The sequence below is a fragment of the Nocardiopsis akebiae genome (assembly GCF_018316795.1).
Lineage (GTDB): Bacteria > Actinomycetota > Actinomycetes > Streptosporangiales > Streptosporangiaceae > Nocardiopsis > Nocardiopsis dassonvillei.
Map to the genome: position 1 here is coordinate 2,644,808 of NZ_CP074132.1, position 20,649 is coordinate 2,665,456.

Below are 20,649 nucleotides of genomic sequence, written 5' to 3' on the forward strand. Positions count from 1 at the left end.
CGCCGGGCAGCCGCTCACCCCGAAGGCCCCCTGAACACGAAGGGGGCCGGGGTCGTGCGACCCCGGCCCCCCAAGGCCGCGCCCGGGCGGACGCGTCCGCTCACAGCAGCGCGTTGGCCTCGCGGTACCGGCCCGCGGCGTTGTAGGCGCCCGCCAGGTCGCGGCGCAGCCGCAGCGTCAGCCGCCGCACCTCCGGGTCGCCGGAGGAGTTCAGCGCCACCCGGTAGGCGTCGCGCAGCACGTCCACCGCCTCGTCGGAGCGTCCCGCCTGCGTGTAGGCGCGGCCCAGGCGGTGGTGCACCGTCAGGGTGTCCAGGTGCCCCTTGCCCAGGCGGCGCCGCCGCCCTGCCAGCACCATCCGCAGCTGCCCGATCGCGTCCTCGTAGCGCCCGGACATGCTCTGCGCCGCGCTCAGCCCCAGCCGCAGCTCCTCACGGCGCTCGGTCGAGGCCACGTCCTCGATGGCCCGCTCGTAGTGCACCACGGCCGCGTCCAGGCGGCCGCTGCGCCGGTAGCAGACCGCCAGGCGCATGCGCGCCTCCACGGTGTCCTCGTCGGCCGAGCCGAACTGGCGCTCGCGCTCGCGCAGCAGCATCTCCCACTGCCCCGCGGCGTCCGCCGGACGGCCGGCGTCCTCGTAGGCCCAGGCCAGGTTCTCTCGGATGATCTCGGTGCGCGGGTGCTCCTCGCCGAAGACCGCCACCGCCTCGGCCAGGGTCAGCTCGAACTGCTGCACCGCGGCCTGACGGCGCCCCATCTGCGCGTACTTGGTCGCCAGGTTGTTGCGCGCGGTGATCGTGTCCGGGTGCTCGGTGCCCAGCCGCTCCACCAGCGAACGCAGCGTCCGCTCCAGGGAGGCGGCCCGCATCCCGGCGGTGGGGGCGGGTGCCTGGACCACCCCGGAGGCCGTCCGCGCCGCCTCCTCGCGCGCCCCGGTCAGGGCCAGCGGCTCGGTGGGCGCACCGCTCGCCGACGCCGGGCTCGGCACGGAGACCCCCGTCGGGCGCTCGGCCGGCCGCTCCGTCGGCTCCTCCACGGGTTGCTCCGCACGCGCGGGCACGGTGGTATCGGCGGACCGGGTCCTGGTCGCGCCCTTGAGTCCGGTCTCGCGCAGCAACGCACGCCAGAACGACAGCACAATCACCACATTCCCCTGATCGCGCACCGAGGCCCCAGGCCTGCGGCGTAACACCCGTTGGACAACCCGTACCCCGAAATCGCCAGGGCACGTTTCTATAACTTAATCGGACACCGGGCTACGGAACAGGCACCAAACGCCCTGCGGGCACGGTGAGTTCGCTCACTCCTGTGTTGATCGTGTCAGAACGGGGTAAAACGCTACGCCTGATCGGCCGTCCGCAACGCTGTGGCCAGGGGTTCCGCGGTCAGGGCGACCTGCCACTCACGGGCTCCGCGCTCACGCAGGAACGCGCCCACCGCGTCGGGGTCCACCGCCCTCGGCGGCGCCCACGCCAGACGGCGCACCGTGTCCGGCAGCAGCAGGTTCTCGGTCGGCATGACGACGTCCTCGGCGATCCCCGTGACCGTGGCCCGGGCCGCCTCCAGCCGCCGCGCCGCCTCCGGCGCCCGGTCGCCCCACCGGTTCACCGGCGGCGGGCCGTCGCCAGGCGCGTTGGGCCGGGGCAGCTCCGCCTGCGGCATGTCGCGCGCCCGGTTGACCGCCTTGATCCACGTGGTCAGGTAGCGCCGTGCCAGCTTGATGCCGAACTGCCGGATCTTGGCCAGTTCGGTGGTGGTGCGCGGCATGGAGGTGGCCGCCTCCACGATCGCCGCGTCCGGCAGCACCCGGCCGGGCGAGATGTCCCGCTCCTGGGCGATGCGGTCGCGCTCGTACCAGAGCTCGCGCACGGCGGCCAGGGCGCGCTGGTTGCGCACCCGGTGGATGCCCGAGGTGCGCCGCCAGGGGTCGGCGCGCGGTTCCTTGGGCGGCGCGGACAGGACCGCGGCGAACTCCTCGCGCGCCCACTCCAGCTTGCCGGTCTCCTCCAGCTCGACCTCCAGGGAGTCCCGCAGGTCGATGAGGATCTCCACGTCCAGCGCCGCGTAGCGCAGCCAGTCCTCCGGCAGCGGGCGCTGGGACCAGTCCACGGCCGAGTGCTCCTTGGCCAGCCGCAGGTGGAGCAGCCGCTCCACCATGAACCCCAGGCCGACCCGCTGGTAGCCCAGCAGCCGCCCGGCCAGTTCGGTGTCGAACAGGCTCCGGGGGCGCAGGTTGATCTCGGCCAGGCAGGGCAGGTCCTGGTGCGCGGCGTGCAGCACCACCTCGGCCTCGCCCACGGCGTCGTTGAGCGTGCTCAGGTCGGGGCAGGCGACGGGGTCGATCAGCGCCGACCCCGCTCCCTCGCGGCGCAGCTGGACCAGGTAGGCGCGCTGCCCGTACCGGTAGCCGGAGGCGCGTTCGGCGTCCACCGCGACGGGGCCGCTCCCGGCGGAGAGCGCGGCGACCACACCGGCCAGCGCGTCGGCGTCGGAGGTGACCTCGGGCAGGCCCTCGCGAGGTTCCCGGAGAAGGGGGGCCCTCTCGGCGTCGTCGTCGTTGCCTGGTTCGCGGGGTTCTGTCTTGGAGTTCAACGCGTTCGCCACACCACTACGGTATGCGCTGTCGCCACCGGACGCGGATTCGGACCGGCCGCGGGCCCCGGGGGCACAGGGGCCCGCGGTCAGGGCCGTGAGCGCTTTCCGGTGATGTCGGTGACGTCCAGCGGCGGCAGCCCCGCGGCCGAGGCCAGCAGCGCCGTCCACGCCTGGACGTGTCCGGACAGGTCGTCGGACTCCGGTGTCCAGGAGGCGCGCATCTCCACCTCGGTGGTGGCGCCCTGGTCGGCCTTGGTGCCGAAGCCCTCGGTGGTGGCACGGGTGACCGTGCCGCTCAGCGTGTGGTGCGTGGCGCCGCACGCGTCCAGGGCGTCGGTGAGCCAGCTCCAGGCGACCGGTCCGAGCAGGGGGTCGGTCGCGATCTCCGACTCCAGTTCGGAGTTGGCCTGGCAGACCACCCGGAAGGGCCCCGGCCAGTCGCGGGTGCCCTCGGGGTCGTACAGGACGATGAGTCTGCCCCAGGCGACCTCCTCTCCGTGGACGGTCACCTCGGCCGAGACCGCGGCGGAGTGGGGGGCCAGCCGCTGGGGGGCGGGGATCTCCCGGACGGTGATCTCGGGTCGCAGGAGGAGCGAGCGCAGGGCCTCGACCGCTCGCCGGAACGTCTCGTGTGCGTCCTCGGCGCTACCGACATCGGGCATGGTGGGAACGTCAGCCTTCATTCTGGGGTGATCACGTCTGGGCGGGGGCGTGTGGACGTGCTCCGCCTCCCCGCCGGAGGCGGAACGGTGGGCACGTCAAAGACCGTGGCATGAGTCACGGGCCGCGAGCCGGAGTTCGCCCGGCGTGTCGGCGTTTTGTGATGATCTTGGGACCGGCCGGTCGCCGACTGCGCCGGTTTCCCGCCCTCCCCGGCCCCCGCCGCCGGTGCGCGCACCGGCGCGTACGGGTTCGGCGATCCGAGTGGGAGCACCGGGCGGGGCATGGCACGATCGAGGGGTGACCCTGCAAGATTCTCCTTTCCTCCGCGCCTGCCGGCGCCTTCCCGTGTCCCACACCCCGGTGTGGTTCATGCGCCAGGCGGGGCGCTCCCTGCCCGAGTACCGACGGGTCCGCGCCGACGTGCCGATGCTTGAGGCCTGCGCGCGCCCCGACATGATCACCGAGATCACGATGCAGCCGGTGCGCCGCTACGACGTCGACGCCGCGATCTTCTTCAGCGACATCGTCGTGCCGCTCAAGGCCATCGGCATCGACCTCGACATCAAGCCCGGCGTCGGCCCCGTGGTCGCCGACCCGATCCGCGACGCGACCGGCGTCAAGCGGCTGCGCGAGCTAGAACCCGGCGACGTGCCCTACATCACCGAGGCCGTGGGCCAGCTGGTCGGCGAGCTGGGCGACAAACCCCTCATCGGTTTCGCGGGCGCGCCGTTCACCCTGGCCTCGTACCTCATCGAGGGCGGCCCCTCCAAGAACCACGAGCACACCAAGGCGCTCATGTACGGCGAGCCCGAGCTGTGGGACGAGCTGATGCGCCGCCTGGCCACGATCGCCCTGGGCTTCCTGCGCACCCAGATCGAGGCGGGCGCCAGCGCCGTCCAGCTCTTCGACTCCTGGGTGGGCGCCCTGAGCGCGGAGGACTACCGCGCCTCGGTGCTGCCCTACACCTCGTGGATCTTCGGCCAGCTCGCCCAGCACGAGGTGCCGCGCATCCACTTCGGCGTGGGCACCGGCGAACTGCTCAGCCTGCTCAGCGAGGCCGGGGCCGACGTCGTCGGCGTGGACTGGCGCGTGCCGCTGGACAAGGCGGTCCAGCGAGTCCAGCCCGGCACCGCCCTCCAGGGCAACCTCGACCCGGCCACCCTTTTCGCGCCCTGGGAGGTCGTCGCCGAGCGCACCCGCGACATCCTGGCCCGGGGCCGCGCCGCCGACGGCCACGTCTTCAACCTGGGCCACGGCGTGCTGCCCAGCACCGACCCGGACATGCTCCAGCGGCTCACCGCGTTCGTGCACGAGGAGACCGCCGTCTAGCCTTACCGGCCCACGGGGACCCGCCGCCTCCGCCGCGGCCCCGCTCCCAACGCGCCCCGCCCGGCCCCGCCGTGAGCGGGGCCACCGCGGACCAGGCCCCTGGCGGCGCGCCGGAAGCGCTTCCGGCCGGTCCGCCGGGTCCCCGCCCCCTCGACGCCGACGGCGCCCGTTCCCCCACGCGCGGGGCCGGGCGCCGTCGGCGCGGGTTCACTCCCCGTCCCCGGGCGGCCTCCCGCCGGTCCCGGAGGACGCGCCGGGGTCCTGGCCCTTCGCGCTGTCGTCGGCGGAGCCGCCGGAGGCCGGGCGGTCGCGCGCGGCGTCCACCGGGGCGGCACCCTTCGCGGAGCCGGTCCCGGTCCCGCCCGCGGAGGAGGCGCCCTTCGCGTCCTTGGCGGACGCGCGCCGACGCGAGCGGTACCACCACAGCGGCGCCGCGCCCAGCACGGCGCCCACCGCCAGGAACGGCAGCAGCCAGCCCGCGACCACGGCCACGCCCCGGCCGAAGGCCACCAGGGCGCGCCAGCCGCGCTCCAGGCCGCCGAGGAACCCGATGGAGTCCTGCGAGGGCTCCTCCAGGTAGGTCTCCGGGGGCAGCAGGGTCAGGTTCACCGTCGAGTACGCCGTCTGGTCGCGCAGCGTCTCCAGCCGCGCCTGGAAGGCCTCCAGCTCCGCCTGGCGGTTCTGGATCTCGCCCTCCACCCGCAGCAGCTCGTCGACGTTCTCGGCCTCCTCCAGGTAGCCGCGCAGCGTCTCCAGGGCGGTCTCGGAGGACTCGATGCGGCTCTCGACGTCGGCCACCTCCTCGGTGACGTCCCGCACCGACCGTTCCAGGTTGGAGCGGTCGCCCAACCGCGACAGCTCCTCCAGGGCGCCCTCGTAGTCCTCGCCCGGGATGCGCAGCGTCAGCGACCCCTCGGGGGAGCCGCCCTGGGGGGTGGACACCCGCTCCGAGGCGACGTAGCCGCCCGCGTCGAGGGTCAGCTCCTTGGCGAGCCCGACCGCCTCGGACACGTCCTCGACCCGTACCGCCAGGTCGGCGGTGTGGACCAGCTCCCGGTCGCCGATCTCCACCTCGGAGCCGACGGCCGAGCCGCCGCCCTCCTCGGCGGCCCCCTGCGGGCCCGCCTGCTCCTCGGGCAGGGCCCGGTCAGCGGACTCGGGGGCCACGGCCGCGGACTCGTTTACGGCCCCGGCGCCGCCGTCGGACACGGGGGAGGCGCAGGACGTGGCCAGCAGGGCCGCCAGGCCCGCGGAGAGCACGGTCCCGGCGACACGCCGGGCCGGGGGGAGGGCTGAGGTAACCATGCCCGCTTCGACGTACTCCGCCGCGCGCCCGTTGCGGCGCCGCGGTAACGACCGCGCAACGGCGGCGGGGCCGCCCCGGAGCCCGGAGCCGGGAGCCCGGATCGCCGCGCGCGGAACCGCCGCGGGCGCGACGCGAATCACGGGGTGTCGCGGGGGAAGGCGGATCACGGTGACCCAGGTCATCTGGGAAGCTGGGGGTATGCCTGAAGCACCGCACGTCGTCGTGGTCGGGGGCGGGGTCTCCGGACTCACCGCCGCGCACCGCCTCCGTGGTCTGGGCGCCGCCGTCACCGTGCTGGAGGCCTCCGACGCCCCCGGGGGCAAGCTGCGCGCCTCACCGGTGGCGGGGGTGTCCGTGGACGCGGGCGCCGAGGCCGTGCTCGCCCGCCGCCCCGAGGCGCTGGACCTGTTCTCCGAGCTGGGCCTGGACGACCGGGTGGTGCACCCCGGGCCCGGCGCCGCCGCCGTCTACAGCCGCGGACGGGTGCGCCCCCTGCCCAAGGGGCAGCTCATGGGCGTGCCCGGCGACCTGCGCGCGCTCGCCCGCAGCGGGGTGCTCTCCGGGGCCGGGACCCTGCGGGCCGGACTCGACCTCGTGCTCCCGCGCACACCGGTGCGCGGCGACGTGTCCGTCGCCGACTACGTCGGGGCCCGCATGGGCCCGGAGGTCGTCGACCGCCTCGTCGAGCCCCTCCTGGGCGGCGTGTACGCGGGCCGCGCCGACCGGCTCTCCCTGGAGTCCACGCTGCCGCAGATCGCGCCCATGGCCCGCCGCGACCGCTCCCTGATGCACGCCGTGCGCACCAGCCTGCGCGGCCGTGGGGCGGCGCCCACCAAGGCCGGGCCGGTGTTCGCCTCCCTGCGCGGCGGCGTGGCCGGCCTCGTCGGCGCGCTCGCCGAGCGCCACGCCGACAGCCTGCGCGTGGGCTCGCGGGTGCGCGCCCTGGAGCGCCTGCCCGAGGGCTGGCGGGTGCGCCTGGACAGCAACGAGCGTATCGCCTGCGACGGCGTCCTGCTCGCCTGCCCCGCCCCCGAGGCGGCCCGCCTGCTCGCCGAGCACGCCCCCGGCGCCTCCCGCGACCTCGGCGGCGTCGAGTACGCCAGCATGGCTCTGGTGACCATGGCCCTGCCCGCGTCCGCGTTCCCCGAGCCGCTCACCGGCACGGGCTTCCTCGTCCCGGCGGGGGAGGGGCTGACCGTCAAGGCCGCCACCTTCTCCAGCAACAAGTGGCCCTGGATCGCCGAGGAGCTGGCCGCGGCCAACCCCGGCGACGACCTGGTGGTGCTGCGCTGCTCCATCGGGCGCTTCGGCGAGGAGCGGGTCCTGGAGCGCTCCGACGAGGAGCTGACCGCGGCCGCCGTGCGCGACCTGGCCACGGTCACCGGCATGGCCGGGGCGCCGGCGCAGACCCGGGTCACCCGGTGGACCGACGGCCTGCCCCAGTACGCCGTCGGCCACGCCTCCCTCGTCGAGCGCGTGCGCGCCGACGTCGCCCGCAGCCCCGGCCTGGGGGTGTGCGGCGCGGTCTACGGCGGCGTGGGCGTCCCCGCCTGCGTCGCCGACGCCCGCCGGCAGGCGGACCTCCTGGCGGGCGCCCTCACGACCAACAGTCCCACCGGCGGCGACGAGGCCGCCGGAACGAACCAGCAAGGAGTCAACCCGTGACGGGCCAGCACAACGAAGCCGTCGAGCAGGACGGCAGCGACCTCAACTCCCTCATCCGCTACACCATGTGGTCGGTCTTCAAGGTCGAGGCCCTGGACGGGATCGACCGCGCCGCCGCGGCCGACGAACTGGCCGCGCTCCTGGACAAGGCCGCCGAGCAGGGTGTGACCACCCGCGGCAGCTACGACGTCCAGGGCTTCCGCGCCGACGCCGACATCATGTTCTGGTGGGTGGCCGACTCCCCCGAGCAGGTCCAGGACATCTACACGGCCTTCCGCCGCACGCGGATCGGCCGGGTGAGCACCCCGGTGTGGTCGGTCGTGGGCCTGCACCGCCCCGCCGAGTTCAACCGCGGCCACGTGCCCGCCTTCCTGGCGGGGGAGGAGCCGCGCGAGCACCTGTGCGTGTACCCGTTCGTGCGCTCCTACGAGTGGTACCTGCTGCCCGACGACGAGCGCCGCGCGATGCTCGCCGAGCACGGCCGCATGGCCGCCCCCTACCCGGACGTGCGCGCCAACACGGTGTCCTCGTTCGGGCTCAACGACTACGAGTGGCTGCTCGCCTTCGAGGCCGACGACCTGCACCGCATCGTGGACCTGATGCGCCACCTCCGCGGCGCCAAGGCCCGCCTGCACACCCGCGAGGAGGTGCCGTTCTACACCGGTCGCCGCAAGAGCGTCGCCGAGCTGGTCGAGTCCCTGCCGTAGTCCTTCGGACCTCCGCTCCGCTTCGTCCCGCCCGCCACCGCCCTCAACGGACGCCTGCGACGGGTTCGCCCGTTCCTCGCGAACCCGTCTCCGGCCCCTCCAGAGCCCCGTGGGCGCCCGGACCGACCCGCACAGGCCGAGGCCGCCCAGAACAGTCGCCGGGGCGGGGCACGGCCACGGCGCGAACGGGGGCGCCCCGGGGAAGGAACTCCTTCCCCGGGGCGCCCCGCGCCTCTGCGTCAGTCCTGCGCCGCGGCGGCCCGCCGCACGGCCAGGACGTAGAACGGGATGGTGACGATGAAGCCCAGCACGGCGGCGCTCATCAGGTAGATGAGCGTCTGTCCCGCGGGCAGGCCCATGCCCCACGCGGCCATGAGGGCGACCCCGACGGCCAGGATGCCCAGCACCGCGTAGGCCTTGCGCCCGCGCGGCTTGGGGTACTCCATCCGGCTCACCATCAGCCAGGAGATGAGCAGCACCGCCGTCACCCCCGCCATCAGCGGCGGGTCCAGCAGGACCACCGTCACCACGGCCATGGCGCCGAACGGGCACGGCAGCCCGGTGAAGTAGCTGGAGCCCGGGGCCTGACAGGAGAACCGGGCCAGGCGCACGATGACCGCGAGCAGCACTGCGCCGCCCGCCGCGACCGGCAGCAGGTCCGGGCCCCCGGTCCGCATGCCCCACACGACGAAGAAGAACGCGGGCGCGAACCCGAAGCTGATCACGTCGGCCAGGTTGTCCAGCTCCGCGCCCATGCCGCTGCCGCCCAGCTTGCGGGCGACCCGGCCGTCGAGCACGTCCAGGGCGGCCGCGACCAGCATCAGGCCCACGACCGTGGCCATGGCCGTGCGCGGCAGCGGCCCGGCGATCCCGGCCGCCTCCTGCGCGGACTGGGCCACCACCAGCGCCCACACCGCCAGGAAGCCGCACAGGGCGTTGCCGAGCGTCAGGTAGTCGGCCACGCCCAGGCGCAGCCTGGGAGCCTCCTGCGGAACGGTTGGGGCGGCCCCGTCGGCCGCCAGGGCGTTCTCAGTCGGCGTCAAGGCGGGTTTCTCCGGCACGGACCTTCTGGCCGACCTCCACCGCCGGGGCGATCCCGGCCGGAAGGTAGACGTCGACCCTGGACCCGAACCGGATGAGACCGATCCTCTCCCCTTGCTCGACCTTCTGCCCCGCAGCGAGATACGGGACGATACGCCTGACCATCGCGCCGGCGATTTGAACGACCGTGATCGCACCGATCTCGGTTTCAAGGGTCCAGATGACGCGCTCATTACGCTCGCTGTCCTTGTCGAATGCGGGGCGGAAGCCGCCGGGTCGGTGCTCGACGCCTATCACCACGCCGGCGAGGGGGGCACGGTTGACGTGCACGTTGAGGGGGTTCATGAACACCGCGACCCTGGTCCGCCCGTCGGGCTGGGGGTCGAGGCTCTGCACGACGCCGTCCGCCGCGGACAGCACCCGGCCGGTCGCGGGGCCGCGCTCTGGGTCGCGGAAGAACCAGGTCATCCCCGCCGCCAGCGCGACCACCGGGACGGCGAGCGCCGTGCGGGCCCGCGAGCCCCGTGCGGCCAGGACTGCGGCTCCGGCGGCTCCCAGCGCGGGCAGCAGCCACGGGGCCGAACCCTGTGCCATGCCCAGGCGCGGGCGCGCCGAGGGACGGTGGGAGACGGATGAGAATGGTGAGTCGTCGGTCATCGAGCGCTTTCGTCGCGGGTCTGTCGGTTCGCCCGCACATCGGTTGCCGCTGCGGGGGTCGGCCCGGGGCTCCCGGGCCGGCTGGCGGAGGGTTCGGATGTGACCGGCCCTGCGCGCCGCGCCCCGCGGGCCGGCGGGGGCCCGGCCGTTGGTGCGCTGGATGCGATTATTCCTGATTCCGCCGAGAACGGGTCGCGGGTGCGCGCCGCCGTTCTCGGGCGGTCCCGGTCCCGCCGTCCGGCACCAGGATCGTACGGCAACCTACTCGGTCGGCTCCAGGGTGAGGGCGACGGAGTTGATGCAGTACCGGTCGTCGGTGGGGGTGGCGTACCCCTCGCCGTGGAACACGTGGCCCAGGTGTGAGTCGCACGCGGCGCACCGCACCTCGGTGCGCACCATGCCCAGGGTGCGGTCCTCGTGCAGGACCACCGCGTCGGAGTCGGCCGGGTCGTAGAAGCTGGGCCATCCGCAGTGGGACTCGAACTTCTCACCGGAACGGAACAGTTCGGCGCCGCAGCCGCGGCAGCGGTAGACCCCGGCCGTCGTGGTGTCCACGTACTCCCCGGTCCACGGGCGCTCGGTGGCGGCCTGGCGCAGTACCGCGTACTCCTGGGAGTTGAGCCGTTCGCGCCATTCCTGGTCGGTCCGGGGGATGTCCTTGGGCCCGCTGCCGTTGTCCCGGGCCTGGTCCGCTGAGTCAGCCATGGGACGACGCTACCCCGAATCGGCTCCGGATGCCGCCTCAGCGCCCTTCGTGCCGCAAATACTCACATATGACATCTGAGACAGGAAAACCGTCCCAAACGGCCAGATCCTCCTAACTTCCGTCTATACGACGTTCGGTAGTCAAAGGTAAGGGTACGGCTGTAGCCAGGGTCAGTGGTCGAACGGTGCACTTGAGGCAGGTGACATGACCGTTACAACGCATCAGGCACTCGGATTGAACAGGCGACCGCTGCGCGTGGGCAGGATTCGATACGGACTGTGGTGGCTCGACCAGAACACCGCGGGAGCGCGGTCCCTGGTGAGGACCGTCACGGACGGAGCGGCCACCACCGGCCGTGAGCTTCGCTGGGCCGCCGAGCTCAGCGTCCGCTCCGCGGTCGTGCGGGCCGACCGCGCCCGACCCGAACCCTGGAGCGAACGCACGCTGCTGTTCGCCGCCGCGGCCGTCGCCGTGTGCGCGCTGGCGGTCGCGCTCGTCCTGGGGGTCGGCATGTCGCGGTGGGCCATGACCGCGTCGGACTCCCTGCCCTTCGCCGCCGCCGGTGCACTGGCGGTGGGACTCGTCCTCCTGCCGTTGGCGTACCTGGTGTTCGCCTCCAGACGAGGCGGTCGCTGAAGTCGGTCCGAGAGGGGGAGGGGCGCCGGAGCGGCGTCCCTCCCTCCGTTTTCGGGGACTGGGGGGCGCGGCGCGGCCCCGGGAGCGGATGGGCCGCGCTAGCGGGGACGAAGACCCGGCTCAGGCGTCGAAGTCGTACCGCAGCACGTAGGCGGAGCCGTCCATGGTGATCTCGTTGAACTCCACCGGCCGGTGGTCGGCGGTCAGCGCCGTGCGCGCCACCTCCAGCACCGGGGTCCCGGGTGCGAGTTCCAGCACCTCGTTCTCCTCGGGGGTGGGCATGCGCACCCGGATCTCCTCGGTGAAGTGCGCCGGGGCGTGCCCCAGTTCGGTCAGGCGCGCGTAGATGCCCCCCGGCCCGCTGTCGTAGTCGCGCACGCGCCGGGCCGAAGGATCCCCGCCGTCCCCCAGCACGGCCAGGGGCAGGTGCGAGACGGCCTGCTGCACCGGACGCCCGTCCACGAGGTAGCGGCGCGAGCGCCGCACCACCCCGGCCCCCTCGGCCAGACCCAGCGCGCGCGCCACGTGCGCGGCGGGCACCGACTCGTCCACGCGCAGGCTGTCCACCTCGTACTCGCGGTCCTCGCTGTCGACCCGCCAGATCGCGCGTCCGCTGCCCCACAGGTCCTGGGACAGCCGCCGGGCGCCGTGTCTGCGCAGCGGCCGGAACAGGCGGACGTAGATGCCCGAGCCGCGCACGGCCACGGCCAGACCCTCGTTGATCAGCACGGAGAGCGCCTGCCTCGCGGTGGCCCGTGCGACGCCGTGGCGTTCCATGAGGGTGTTCTCCCCGGGCAGGCGGTCGCCGTCGGCGTACCGTCCGGAGCGGATCTGTTCGCGTAGTTCCTCGGCTATTCCGCGATAGACCGGAGGGGGTCCGTTTTCGGACGTCGGCACCACGTTCATCCTCTCGGCCGGGGGGCCAAGCCGGTAAGCCCCGTCAATGCGGTGTGTGCTGGGTCCAGCAGCGGTGTTTCCAGTGGAGGGCACACCTCGGGTATGTCCGGTTGCGGGATGGTTCATGCGTGTTTGTGAGGAGGCCGAAACCGAGCGGTTACCCGTGTGTCCTCCGCGGACGCCCTATTCCCTGACGTAACGCGCGAACAGGCTCCCCTCCGCCTCCAGCAGGTGCGCCAGCCGCACGGGCGTGCTCCGCGCGCCGGTGGCGGGCTCCGGCGCTCCCGGTCCCCCCGCCACGATGCGCGGCGGCCCCGCCCCCAGCAGGTGCGGGCTCAGGGTCAGGCACAGCTCGTCCAGCAGCCCCGCCGCCACGAACTCCGCCAGCAGGTGCGGGCCGCCCTCGGTCAGCACGCGGTGCAGCCCGCGCTCGGCCAGCGCGTCCACGATGTGCGCGGGCGTCACCGAGTCACCCTCGACCACTACCAGGTCGGCGCGTGCGGCCACCTCGCGGCGCCGGTCCGCGGGTGCGCCGCCCGTGGTGAACACCAGGGTGCGCGCGTGCGCCGGCGCCTCGGTGAGCAGGTCGGCGGGCAGGTCGAGGGAGCGGGAGACCACCGCCACGGCCGGTGTCCGCGCCCGTCCCTCGCGCAGCACCTCCCACGTCCTGCGGACGCGGACCGGCCCGTACCCCTCCACGCGCGCCGTGGCCGCGCCCACCAGCACCACGTCGCACAGGGCGCGCAGCGCGCCCATGATCCTGCGGTCGGGCGCCGAGGACAGGTCCCTGCTGCGCCCCGAGGGGCCCACGGCGCCTCCGTCGGCGCTGGCCACCATGTTGGCGCGCACCCAGGGACGGTCCAGGTCGGCGGGGTAGGCGTAGGCGGCGGCCGGGTCCGCGTCCGCACCTCCGGGGACGGGGAGCAGTTGCCGGAAGGAGATGGGGGCGGCGGTGCCGTCCGCGCCGGTGTGTGTACTCGACATGGTCACCCAGAGTAGGCGGTGGCCCGGGGCGCCCCGAGGAGGGGGCGCGAGCCCCCCTGCCCAGCCTTTTTCATCCGGCATCTCCAACGCGCCGTGCCACCGCCAGAGCGGATCCTTTCCTGTGGACAACCGGGACGCCGCGTGCGCGGCTGCGGGCCCCGGCCGAACCGGCTTTTCCGTTGCCCCCGTTGGTGTCCTCGTGCGTCTTCGCATTCCACCGGCCGTCCACGGCGACGGGCCCCGGCAGCTCCCGCCAGGGAGCTTCCGGGGCCCGTGCGCCCGCACCCCTCAGGACCGGGAGGACGGCGTGTGCTTGTGCGACACCCGGCGCAGCAGCAGCAGCGCCCGGTCGATCACCCGCACCGGACCGGAGGCCGCCACGAACGGCCGTCCCTCCACGTCGGGCTCGGCGGTGTCCAGCACGGTCTCCCAGGCCATGCCGTACTCGGTGCCCGGAACGGTGAAGTCCACCGTCTCCGGGCCGCTGTTGAGCAGCAGCAGGAACGAACTGTCCCGGATCCGCCGACCGCGCGGGTCGGGCTCGGTGATGGCGTCCCCGTTGAGGAACACGCCCAGGGCCTGGCCCGTGGAGTTCCAGTCGTCGCCGGTCATCTTCTTTCCGTTCGGGCGCAGCCACACGATGTCGGGCAGCCCCCTCTTCCCGGCCTTGGCGCCGCCCACCGGGCTGCCCCGGAAGAACCGGCGGCGCCGGAACACCGGGTGGTCGCGGCGCAGCCGCGCCAGCCCGCGCACGTAGTCCAGCAGGTCGTTGTCGGGCTCCTCGTCCTCGCCGAGCCCGGCGCCCTTCCAGTCGATCCAGGCGATCTCGTTGTCCTGGCAGTAGGCGTTGTTGTTGCCGTTCTGGGTGCGTCCCACCTCGTCACCGTGGGAGAGCATCACCACCCCCTGCGACAGGTACAGGGTGGTGAGGAAGTTGCGCACCTGGCGGCGGCGCAGCGTGATGATCCCGGGGTCCTCGGTGGGCCCCTCCACACCGTGGTTCCAGGACCGGTTGTCATCGGTGCCGTCCCGGTTGTCCTCGCCGTTGGCCTCGTTGTGCTTGTGGTCGTAGGACACCAGGTCGGCCATGGTGAAGCCGTCGTGGCAGGTGATGAAGTTGATGGAGGCCACCGGACGGCGGCCGTCGTCCTGGTACAGGTCGCTGGACCCGGCCAGGCGCGAGGCCAGCTCGCCCACCACGGGCTCGCCCCGCCAGTAGTCGCGCACGGTGTCGCGGTACTTGCCGTTCCACTCGGTCCACAGCGGCGGGAAGTTGCCCACCTGGTAGCCGCCCGGGCCCACGTCCCACGGCTCGGCGATCAGCTTGACCTGCGAGATCACCGGGTCCTGCTGGACGATGTCGAAGAACGTGCTCAGCCGGTCCACGTCGTGGAACTCGCGGGCCAGGGCCGAGGCGAGGTCGAAGCGGAACCCGTCGACGTGCATCTCCAGGACCCAGTACCGCAGCGAGTCCATGATCAGCTGCAACGAGTGCGGATGGCGCACGTTCAGGCTGTTGCCGCAGCCGGTGTAGTCGAGGTAGTAGCGCTGGTCCTCGTCGCTGACCCGGTAGTAGCTGAGGTTGTCGATGCCGCGCAGCGACAGCGTGGGCCCCATGTGGTCGCCCTCGGCGGTGTGGTTGTACACCACGTCGAGCAGCACCTCGATGCCCGCCTCGTGCAGCGACTTGACCATCGCCTTGAACTCCTGGACCTGCTGCCCGCGCGAGCCGCGCGCCGCGTACCCGCTGTGCGGGGCCAGGAAGGCCAGGGTGTTGTACCCCCAGTAGTTGGTCAGCCCCCGGGCCACCATGGCGTGCTCGGGCACGAAGTGGTGCACGGGCATGAGCTCGACCGCCGTCACCCCCAGCGAGGTGAGGTAGTCGATCATCACCGGGTGGGCCAGCCCCGAGTAGGTGCCCCGCTGGTGTTCGGGGATGCCCGGGTGGCGCATGGTGAGCCCGCGTACGTGCGCCTCGTAGATCACCGTGCGGTGGTAGGGCGTACGGGGCCGGGACTCGTTGCCCCAGTCGAAGAACGGGCTGACCACCACGCACTTGGGCACGTAGGGCGCGCTGTCCTTGGTGTTCCTGCGCTCCGGCGCGGCGAAGTGGTAGCTGAACAGGGATTCGTGCCAGGTGAGGTTGCCGTTCAGCGCCTTCGCGTAGGGGTCGGTGAGCAGTTTGTTCGGATTGCACCGCAGCCCCTGCTCCGGGGCGTAGGGCCCGTGGACGCGGTACCCGTACTGCTGTCCCGGCCCGACGCCGGGAAGGTAACCGTGCCAGACGAAACCGTCGTACTCGGTCAGCGGTATACGCGTCTCCTCGCCGTCGTCGTCGAACAGGCACAGGTCCACCTGTTCGGCGGCCTCGGAGAACAGGGAGAAATTGGTGCCGGACCCGTCGTAGGTCGCACCGAGCGGATAGGAGCTACCTGGCCAGACTTCCACCATAGGCGTCGTCAGTCTCTTGGTATCAGGGCCTTCGGAAGGGGCGCTTCTGACCCGCGCGCCTCCGGCCTTGCCGGAGGGTCTGCGCAGGCCCGCCCCCCGTCCGAAAGCAGGCGGTCGTGGTCTGTGACGACTTCTTTGTTCCGCTCCGGACGCCGAAGTATGCCGAACTGGCCGATGATCATTCATCGGCCGTCCCTCTTGCGGGTTTTTGTGGGAATTATCAGGGTTAAGGGTGGTAATCGTGATTTATGGGATTAAGAAATGGTGTCCGTGTGCTCTCGGCGCGCCTCGGGTTCCCCTCGCCTCCAGCGCCTTCCGGGGCCGGTGCGAGCGGGGCCGTGCAGGGGGCGCACGGACCCGGCCCCCACCGGTGCCCGCCGCACCCGCGGCAGAGCGCCCCGGACCCCCGTACGGAGAAGGGCGGCGCGCCCCCGGCCCTCCCCGTGCGGCGGGGGCGCGCCCCCGGCCTCACCGGCTCGGGCGGGCCCGGTCCAGGATCAGCTCGGTGTCCACCCCTCTGGGCAGGGTGCCGAACACGCGCCCCCACTCGCCGCCCAGACGCGAGGCGGTGAACGCCTCGGCGACCGGGGTGGGCGCGTGGCGCAGCAGCACCGACGCCTGCAGGACCAGCGCCATCAGCTCCACCACCGTCCGCGCCCGGTACTGTGCCTCCTCCCGGTCGCCCAGGGCCTGCTCCAACCGCTTGACCGCCGCGTCGTAGTGGTCGTCCACGCCCGCGGCCGCGCGCAGCTCGGACAGGAAGGCCTCCAGCGACTCGGGGCTGCGGCCCATCGCGCGCAGCACGTCCAGCGCCGCCACGTTGCCCGAGCCCTCCCAGACCGAGTTGAGCGGGGAGTCCCGGAACAGCCGGGGCATCCCCGACTCCTCCACGTATCCGTTTCCGCCCAGGCACTCCAGCGCCTCGGCGGCGTGCGCGGGCTGGCGCTTGGTCACCCAGAACTTGCCCACGGCCACCCCCAGCCGGCGGAAGGCCGCCTCGGTCTCGTCCCCGCGCACCGCGCGGTCCACGGCACCGGCCAGACGGGTCATCAGCGCCGTCGCCGCCTCCGATTCCAGCGCCAGGTCGGCGAGCACGTTGCGCATGAGCGGCTGCTCGACCAGCACCCCGCCGAAGGCGCTGCGGTGCTCGGCGTGGTGCAGGGCGTGCACCACCGCGGCGCGCATGCCCGCGGCCGAGCCGATCACGCAGTCCAGCCGGGTGCTGTTGACCATCTCGATGATGGTGGGCACGCCCCTGCCCGGCTCGCCCACCAGATGGGCGACGGCGCCGTCGTACTCCAGCTCCGCCGACGCGTTGGAGCGGTTGCCCAGCTTGTCCTTGAGCCGCTGGATGTGCAGCGCGTTGCGGCCGCCGTCCTCCAGCACCCGGGGCACCAGGAAGCAGCTCAGCCCCTCGGGCGCCTGCGCCAGCGTGAGGAAGAAGTCGCTCATCGGCGCCGAGGTGAACCACTTGTGCCCGGTCAGCACGTGGTGCCCCTCGGCGGTGGGGACCGCGCGGGTGGTGTTGGCGCGCACGTCCGAGCCGCCCTGCTTCTCGGTCATCGACATGCCCGCGAGGAGTCCCCGCTTGGTGTGCGGAGGCCGCAGCCCGAAGTCGTAGACGGGCGCGGTGAGCAGCGGCTCGTACCGCCGCGCCAGCTCGGGGGAGTGGCGCAGGGCCGGGACCGCCGCGTAGGTCATCGACACCGGGCACCCGTGGCCCGCCTCGGGCTGGGACCACAGGAAGAACTTGGCGGCCCGGGCCACGTGCGCGCCCGGGCGCCCGTCCGCCCACGGCGCTGCGTGCATGCCGTGCTCCACCGCCTGGTCCATGAGCACGTGGTAGGCGGGCTGGTAGTCGACCTCGTCCACCCGGTGGCCGTAGCGGTCGTGGGTGCGCAGCACCGGCGGGTAGGCGTTGGCGGACTCGCCCCAGGCGCGGACCCGCTCCGAACCGGCCGCGTCGCCGACCTCGCGCACCTCGGCCTCGGCCCATCCGGCGCCCTCGCGCCGCAGGCCCTCCACGAGCGCCGGGTCCTCCGCCGCCGCGTAGTCGCCGAGCGGGGGCGCCTGGTTGAACACCTCGTGTGTGGGGGGCACGGCGGCCACCTCTTTTCGTTGCTGGTCGTGGGCGGTCGGAGTGCGGGAATCCTATCCCCGGACGGGACACCGAACAGAACCTGGTTCGGTCACGCTTGGGTCCCGGGTGGGCGGCCGCTCTCGGGGACGACGGATCCGACCGTGGCGCCTCCGCCCGGTCACGGCCAGAGCAGACCGCGTTCCCAGGCCGCGTCGACGCCCGGGCGGGTGTAGCGCAGGCGCGTGTGGCGGCGGTCCCGGTCGGCCTGCCAGAACTCCACCTCGGCCGGGCGGACCAGGTACAGGCCCCAGTCCTCGGGAACCAGCTCCGGGTCGCGCTCCAGCCGACCCCGGCTCTCCCGCGCCACGCGGTCGACGTCCGCCAGGTCGTCCAGGGGCTCGCTCTGTCTGCCGTGCAGACCGGCCACCCGCGACTCCAGCGGTCGCGCCAGGTAGTCGGCGGCGCACCGCTCCGGGGCGGCCAGCTCCGCCCGCCCGCGCACCCGCACCTGACGGCCCTGCCCGATCCAGTGGAACAGCAGCGCCACCGCCGGGTTGCGGGCCAGCTCCCGCCCCTTGCGCGAGCCGGTCGTGGTGGCGAACCACCAGCCCTCGGGCGTGAAGTCCTTCATGATGACCACTCGGGCCGACGGAGCCCCCGCCTCGTCCACGGTCGCGACCGTCATCGCGTGCGGCTCGGCCACACCGCTCTCGACCGCCTCGGAGAGCCACTCCAGGAACAGCTCCGCCGGGTCCCCGGGCGCCGCCGCGGGGTCGAACTCCGGCAGCGCCCCCGAGAACACCGGCAGTCCCCGCAACAGGTCCCGGACACCGCCGCGCACCACACTCCGTTCCTCCGACACGGACACCCCCACGATTCCTCGGCCGGTCGGCGCGCGTTCGCGGCGCCCACCTTCGATTCTTCTGGGCCGCGGCCGCGCGGACAAGCCGCTTTCCGAGGTTGTGGACAACTACGGGCGGCCCGTCCAGCGGACCGCCCGTCCGCTCCTTCGTTTCGCGCCCTGTTCCTCGCCACCCGCCCTAGCGGAAGCTGGTCGCCTGCCGCGACGCCACCGCGGCGTCGTAGCGGTCCAGCACCACCCCTGCCATCTCGGGCACGTCCCCCAGCGCCTCGGACACCGCGTACGCACCCGCCTCCAGCGATCGGGCGCGCACCCGGTCGGCGAAGAACCCCGGCGCCAGCAGGTAGGTGGCCACGGCCACCCGCGACGCCCCCCGCTCGCGCAGGGCGGCCACCGCCTCCCCCGGGCCGGGGGAGGCCGCGGACGCGTAGGCCGCCACGACCTCCCGCCAGGGGCCGCGCCCGGCCAGCTCGGCGGCCATCGCCGCCACGGTCGCGTTCGCGCCGGGGTCGCTGGAACCGGCCGAGGCCAGCACCAGGGCCGTGTCGGGGTCGGGGCGCACCCCCGCCTCGTCCAGGCGCCGCTCCACCGCCTCCGTCAGCAGCGGGTGCGGGCCCAGGGTGTCGGCGTAGCGCACCCGCAGCCACGGGCTGCGCCCGCGCGCGTCCGCCAGCACCTTCGGCAGGTCCACCTTGCTGTGGTAGGCCGCCGTCAGCAGCGTCGGCAGCACCACCGCCTCACCCGCCCCGCGCGCGGCCAGCTCCTCCAGAGCGTCCCGCGCGGAGGGCGCCACGTGGTCCAGGTAGGACACGCGCACGTCGAGCCCCGGCCGCAGCGCCCGCACCCGGTCGAACACCGCCGACACGGCCCGCGCCGACCTCGGGTCCGCGCTGCCGTGCGCCACCGCCAGCAGGGGCACGCCCCCGTCCCGGCCTCCGCCGCCGCGCGCCCCGGTTCCGCCCACCGTCATGGCCGTCCTCCTCGTCGCTTCCGAGTACCGCAGCCGCCCCCGGCCCCGCCCAACCCCGGCGGAGCCGCGGCCGGGCCGCGCGGCCCGGCCGCCGCGTGCGCGCTCAAACGTGGATTCCGCACTCGGTCTTGCCCGTGCCGGACCACCGGCCGCTGCGCGGGTCCTCGCCCGGCGCCACCCGCCGCGTGCACGGCTCGCAGCCGATCGAGGGGTAGCCGTCGTACTGGAGCGGGTTCACGATGACCCCGTTCTCGGCCATGTAGGCGTCCACCTGCTCCTGGGTCCACCGGGCGATCGGGTTGACCTTGGTCATCCTCCGGCGCCGGTCCCACTGCACGATCGGGGTGTCGCGGCGGGTCGCCGAGTCCTCCCGGCGCAGGCCGGTCAGCCACGCGGCGTAGGGTTCCAGGGCCCGCTGGAGCGGCTCCACCTTGCGCAGGTGGCAGCAGATGCCGGGGTCGCGCCCGTGCAGGCGCGGGCCCAGGGCCAGGTCCTGCTCGGCCACCGTACGGGTGGGCTCGACGTTGACGAGGTTGATGTCGTACACGGAGGCCACGGCGTCACGCGTGCCGATGGTCTCGGGGAAGTGGTAGCCGGTGTCCAGGAAGATGACGTCGATCCCCGGCACCGTCCTGGAGACCAGGTCGACCATGAGCGCGTCGGCCATGGACGAGGTCATGCACAGCTGGTCGCCGAAGGTCTCGGCGGCCCAGGAGATGATCTCCGGGGCGGAGGCCTCCTCCAGTTCACGTGCGGCCCGCTCGGCGAGCTCGGTACCGCCCACGGGGGTGATGGTGGTGGAGTTCATGAGTTGCCTTCCGTCGGTCTGGAGGGGGCGCCTCCCGCGGAGAAGGACGCGGAGCGCAACCCGACGTACTTGACCCGAAACACCCGGGCGCAGGACAGGCAGGCCCAGGGGTAGCCCTCTCCCTTGACGGCGGCGCCCTCCTCCGGCACGAGGTCCTCGTCGCCGCAGTAGGGGCAGTAGTGGGGTGCGGCCCTCTCGGACACGGCGCACCTCTTCCTCTCGCTCGGGTCTTCCAGGTCGTTTCGCGGCCGTGGGCCGGGCCGGTCCGCACGCGGACCGGACCCGGTGCCGC

The 20,649-nt window shown here is 73.6% G+C and carries 19 protein-coding genes; 4 read left to right on the forward strand and 15 right to left on the reverse strand.

Annotated features, from left to right (window positions below):
* Window positions 1-100 precede the first annotated feature (100 nt).
* The 3 genes from KGD83_RS11405 to KGD83_RS11415 form a co-directional block, all read right to left on the reverse strand.
* Window positions 101-1,138, reverse strand: a complete 1,038-nt coding sequence (locus KGD83_RS11405; RefSeq protein ID WP_212644378.1) for a tetratricopeptide repeat protein — start codon at window positions 1,136-1,138, stop codon at window positions 101-103.
* 200 nt (window positions 1,139-1,338) lie between these two features.
* Window positions 1,339-2,592 carry a ribonuclease D gene (locus KGD83_RS11410; protein ID WP_212644379.1) on the reverse strand — a complete coding sequence of 418 codons (1,254 nt, stop codon included), beginning with the start codon at window positions 2,590-2,592 and terminating at the stop codon, window positions 1,339-1,341.
* A gap of 89 nt (window positions 2,593-2,681) precedes the next feature.
* Entirely contained in the window at window positions 2,682-3,257 is a 576-nt protein-coding gene (locus tag KGD83_RS11415; protein ID WP_212643742.1) for a DUF3000 domain-containing protein, read from the reverse strand.
* 304 nt (window positions 3,258-3,561) lie between these two features.
* Between KGD83_RS11415 and hemE the strand changes: the two genes are divergently transcribed.
* Window positions 3,562-4,587, forward strand: coding sequence for a uroporphyrinogen decarboxylase (gene hemE / locus KGD83_RS11420; RefSeq protein ID WP_212644380.1), 1,026 nt, complete (start codon window positions 3,562-3,564; stop codon window positions 4,585-4,587).
* Between the two features lie 207 nt (window positions 4,588-4,794).
* Here the strand turns inward: hemE and KGD83_RS11425 are convergent, their stop codons facing one another.
* Window positions 4,795-5,892 carry a DUF4349 domain-containing protein gene (locus KGD83_RS11425; RefSeq protein WP_212643743.1) on the reverse strand — a complete coding sequence of 366 codons (1,098 nt, stop codon included), beginning with the start codon at window positions 5,890-5,892 and terminating at the stop codon, window positions 4,795-4,797.
* A 199-nt stretch (window positions 5,893-6,091) separates the two neighbouring features.
* On the opposite strand from KGD83_RS11425, the gene hemG reads away from it, so the two are divergent.
* Window positions 6,092-7,558 (forward strand): protoporphyrinogen oxidase, encoded by a 1,467-nt coding sequence (gene hemG, locus KGD83_RS11430; RefSeq protein WP_212643744.1) that lies wholly within the window; start codon window positions 6,092-6,094, stop codon window positions 7,556-7,558.
* Window positions 7,555-8,265, forward strand: a complete 711-nt coding sequence (gene hemQ, locus KGD83_RS11435) for a hydrogen peroxide-dependent heme synthase (RefSeq protein WP_212643745.1) — start codon at window positions 7,555-7,557, stop codon at window positions 8,263-8,265. Before hemG ends, hemQ begins: the two co-directional genes overlap by 4 nt.
* 239 nt (window positions 8,266-8,504) lie before the next feature.
* Here the strand turns inward: hemQ and KGD83_RS11440 are convergent, their stop codons facing one another.
* The 3 genes from KGD83_RS11440 to msrB form a co-directional block, all read right to left on the reverse strand.
* Window positions 8,505-9,308: a CDP-alcohol phosphatidyltransferase family protein gene (locus KGD83_RS11440; RefSeq protein WP_212643746.1), complete on the reverse strand. Its 804-nt coding sequence runs from the start codon at window positions 9,306-9,308 to the stop codon at window positions 8,505-8,507.
* Window positions 9,295-9,963 (reverse strand): phosphatidylserine decarboxylase, encoded by a 669-nt coding sequence (locus KGD83_RS11445; protein WP_212643747.1) that lies wholly within the window; start codon window positions 9,961-9,963, stop codon window positions 9,295-9,297. Before KGD83_RS11445 ends, KGD83_RS11440 begins: the two co-directional genes overlap by 14 nt.
* 261 nt (window positions 9,964-10,224) lie before the next feature.
* Entirely contained in the window at window positions 10,225-10,668 is a 444-nt protein-coding gene (gene msrB / locus KGD83_RS11450; RefSeq protein WP_212643748.1) for a peptide-methionine (R)-S-oxide reductase MsrB, read from the reverse strand.
* A 205-nt stretch (window positions 10,669-10,873) separates the two neighbouring features.
* On the opposite strand from msrB, the gene KGD83_RS11455 reads away from it, so the two are divergent.
* A complete protein-coding gene (locus KGD83_RS11455; RefSeq protein WP_249352276.1) occupies window positions 10,874-11,305 on the forward strand; it encodes a hypothetical protein in 432 nt (143 codons plus the stop codon).
* Window positions 11,306-11,425: 120 nt separating this feature from the next.
* Here KGD83_RS11455 and KGD83_RS11460 read toward each other — a convergent pair whose 3' ends face one another.
* The 8 genes from KGD83_RS11460 to KGD83_RS11495 form a co-directional block, all read right to left on the reverse strand.
* Window positions 11,426-12,211 (reverse strand): GntR family transcriptional regulator, encoded by a 786-nt coding sequence (locus KGD83_RS11460; RefSeq protein ID WP_212643749.1) that lies wholly within the window; start codon window positions 12,209-12,211, stop codon window positions 11,426-11,428.
* Between the two features lie 174 nt (window positions 12,212-12,385).
* Window positions 12,386-13,186 carry a dihydrofolate reductase family protein gene (locus KGD83_RS11465; protein WP_212643750.1) on the reverse strand — a complete coding sequence of 267 codons (801 nt, stop codon included), beginning with the start codon at window positions 13,184-13,186 and terminating at the stop codon, window positions 12,386-12,388.
* Between the two features lie 288 nt (window positions 13,187-13,474).
* Entirely contained in the window at window positions 13,475-15,637 is a 2,163-nt protein-coding gene (gene glgX, locus KGD83_RS11470; protein WP_212643751.1) for a glycogen debranching protein GlgX, read from the reverse strand.
* A 468-nt stretch (window positions 15,638-16,105) separates the two neighbouring features.
* The gene (locus tag KGD83_RS11475) at window positions 16,106-17,737 is read right to left on the reverse strand and encodes an acyl-CoA dehydrogenase family protein (RefSeq protein ID WP_212643752.1); all 1,632 of its coding nucleotides are present in this window, start codon (window positions 17,735-17,737) and stop codon (window positions 16,106-16,108) included.
* A 158-nt stretch (window positions 17,738-17,895) separates the two neighbouring features.
* Window positions 17,896-18,585 (reverse strand): pyridoxine/pyridoxamine 5'-phosphate oxidase, encoded by a 690-nt coding sequence (locus tag KGD83_RS11480; RefSeq protein ID WP_212643753.1) that lies wholly within the window; start codon window positions 18,583-18,585, stop codon window positions 17,896-17,898.
* Between the two features lie 172 nt (window positions 18,586-18,757).
* Window positions 18,758-19,549 carry a sirohydrochlorin chelatase gene (locus tag KGD83_RS11485; RefSeq protein ID WP_212643754.1) on the reverse strand — a complete coding sequence of 264 codons (792 nt, stop codon included), beginning with the start codon at window positions 19,547-19,549 and terminating at the stop codon, window positions 18,758-18,760.
* Window positions 19,550-19,652: 103 nt separating this feature from the next.
* On the reverse strand, window positions 19,653-20,357 hold the full coding sequence (locus KGD83_RS11490; protein WP_212643755.1) for a phosphoadenylyl-sulfate reductase: 705 nt from the start codon (window positions 20,355-20,357) through the stop codon (window positions 19,653-19,655).
* Window positions 20,354-20,560, reverse strand: coding sequence for a hypothetical protein (locus KGD83_RS11495; protein WP_013153834.1), 207 nt, complete (start codon window positions 20,558-20,560; stop codon window positions 20,354-20,356). The genes KGD83_RS11490 and KGD83_RS11495 overlap by 4 nt, the downstream gene beginning before the upstream one ends.
* Window positions 20,561-20,649 lie beyond the last annotated feature (89 nt).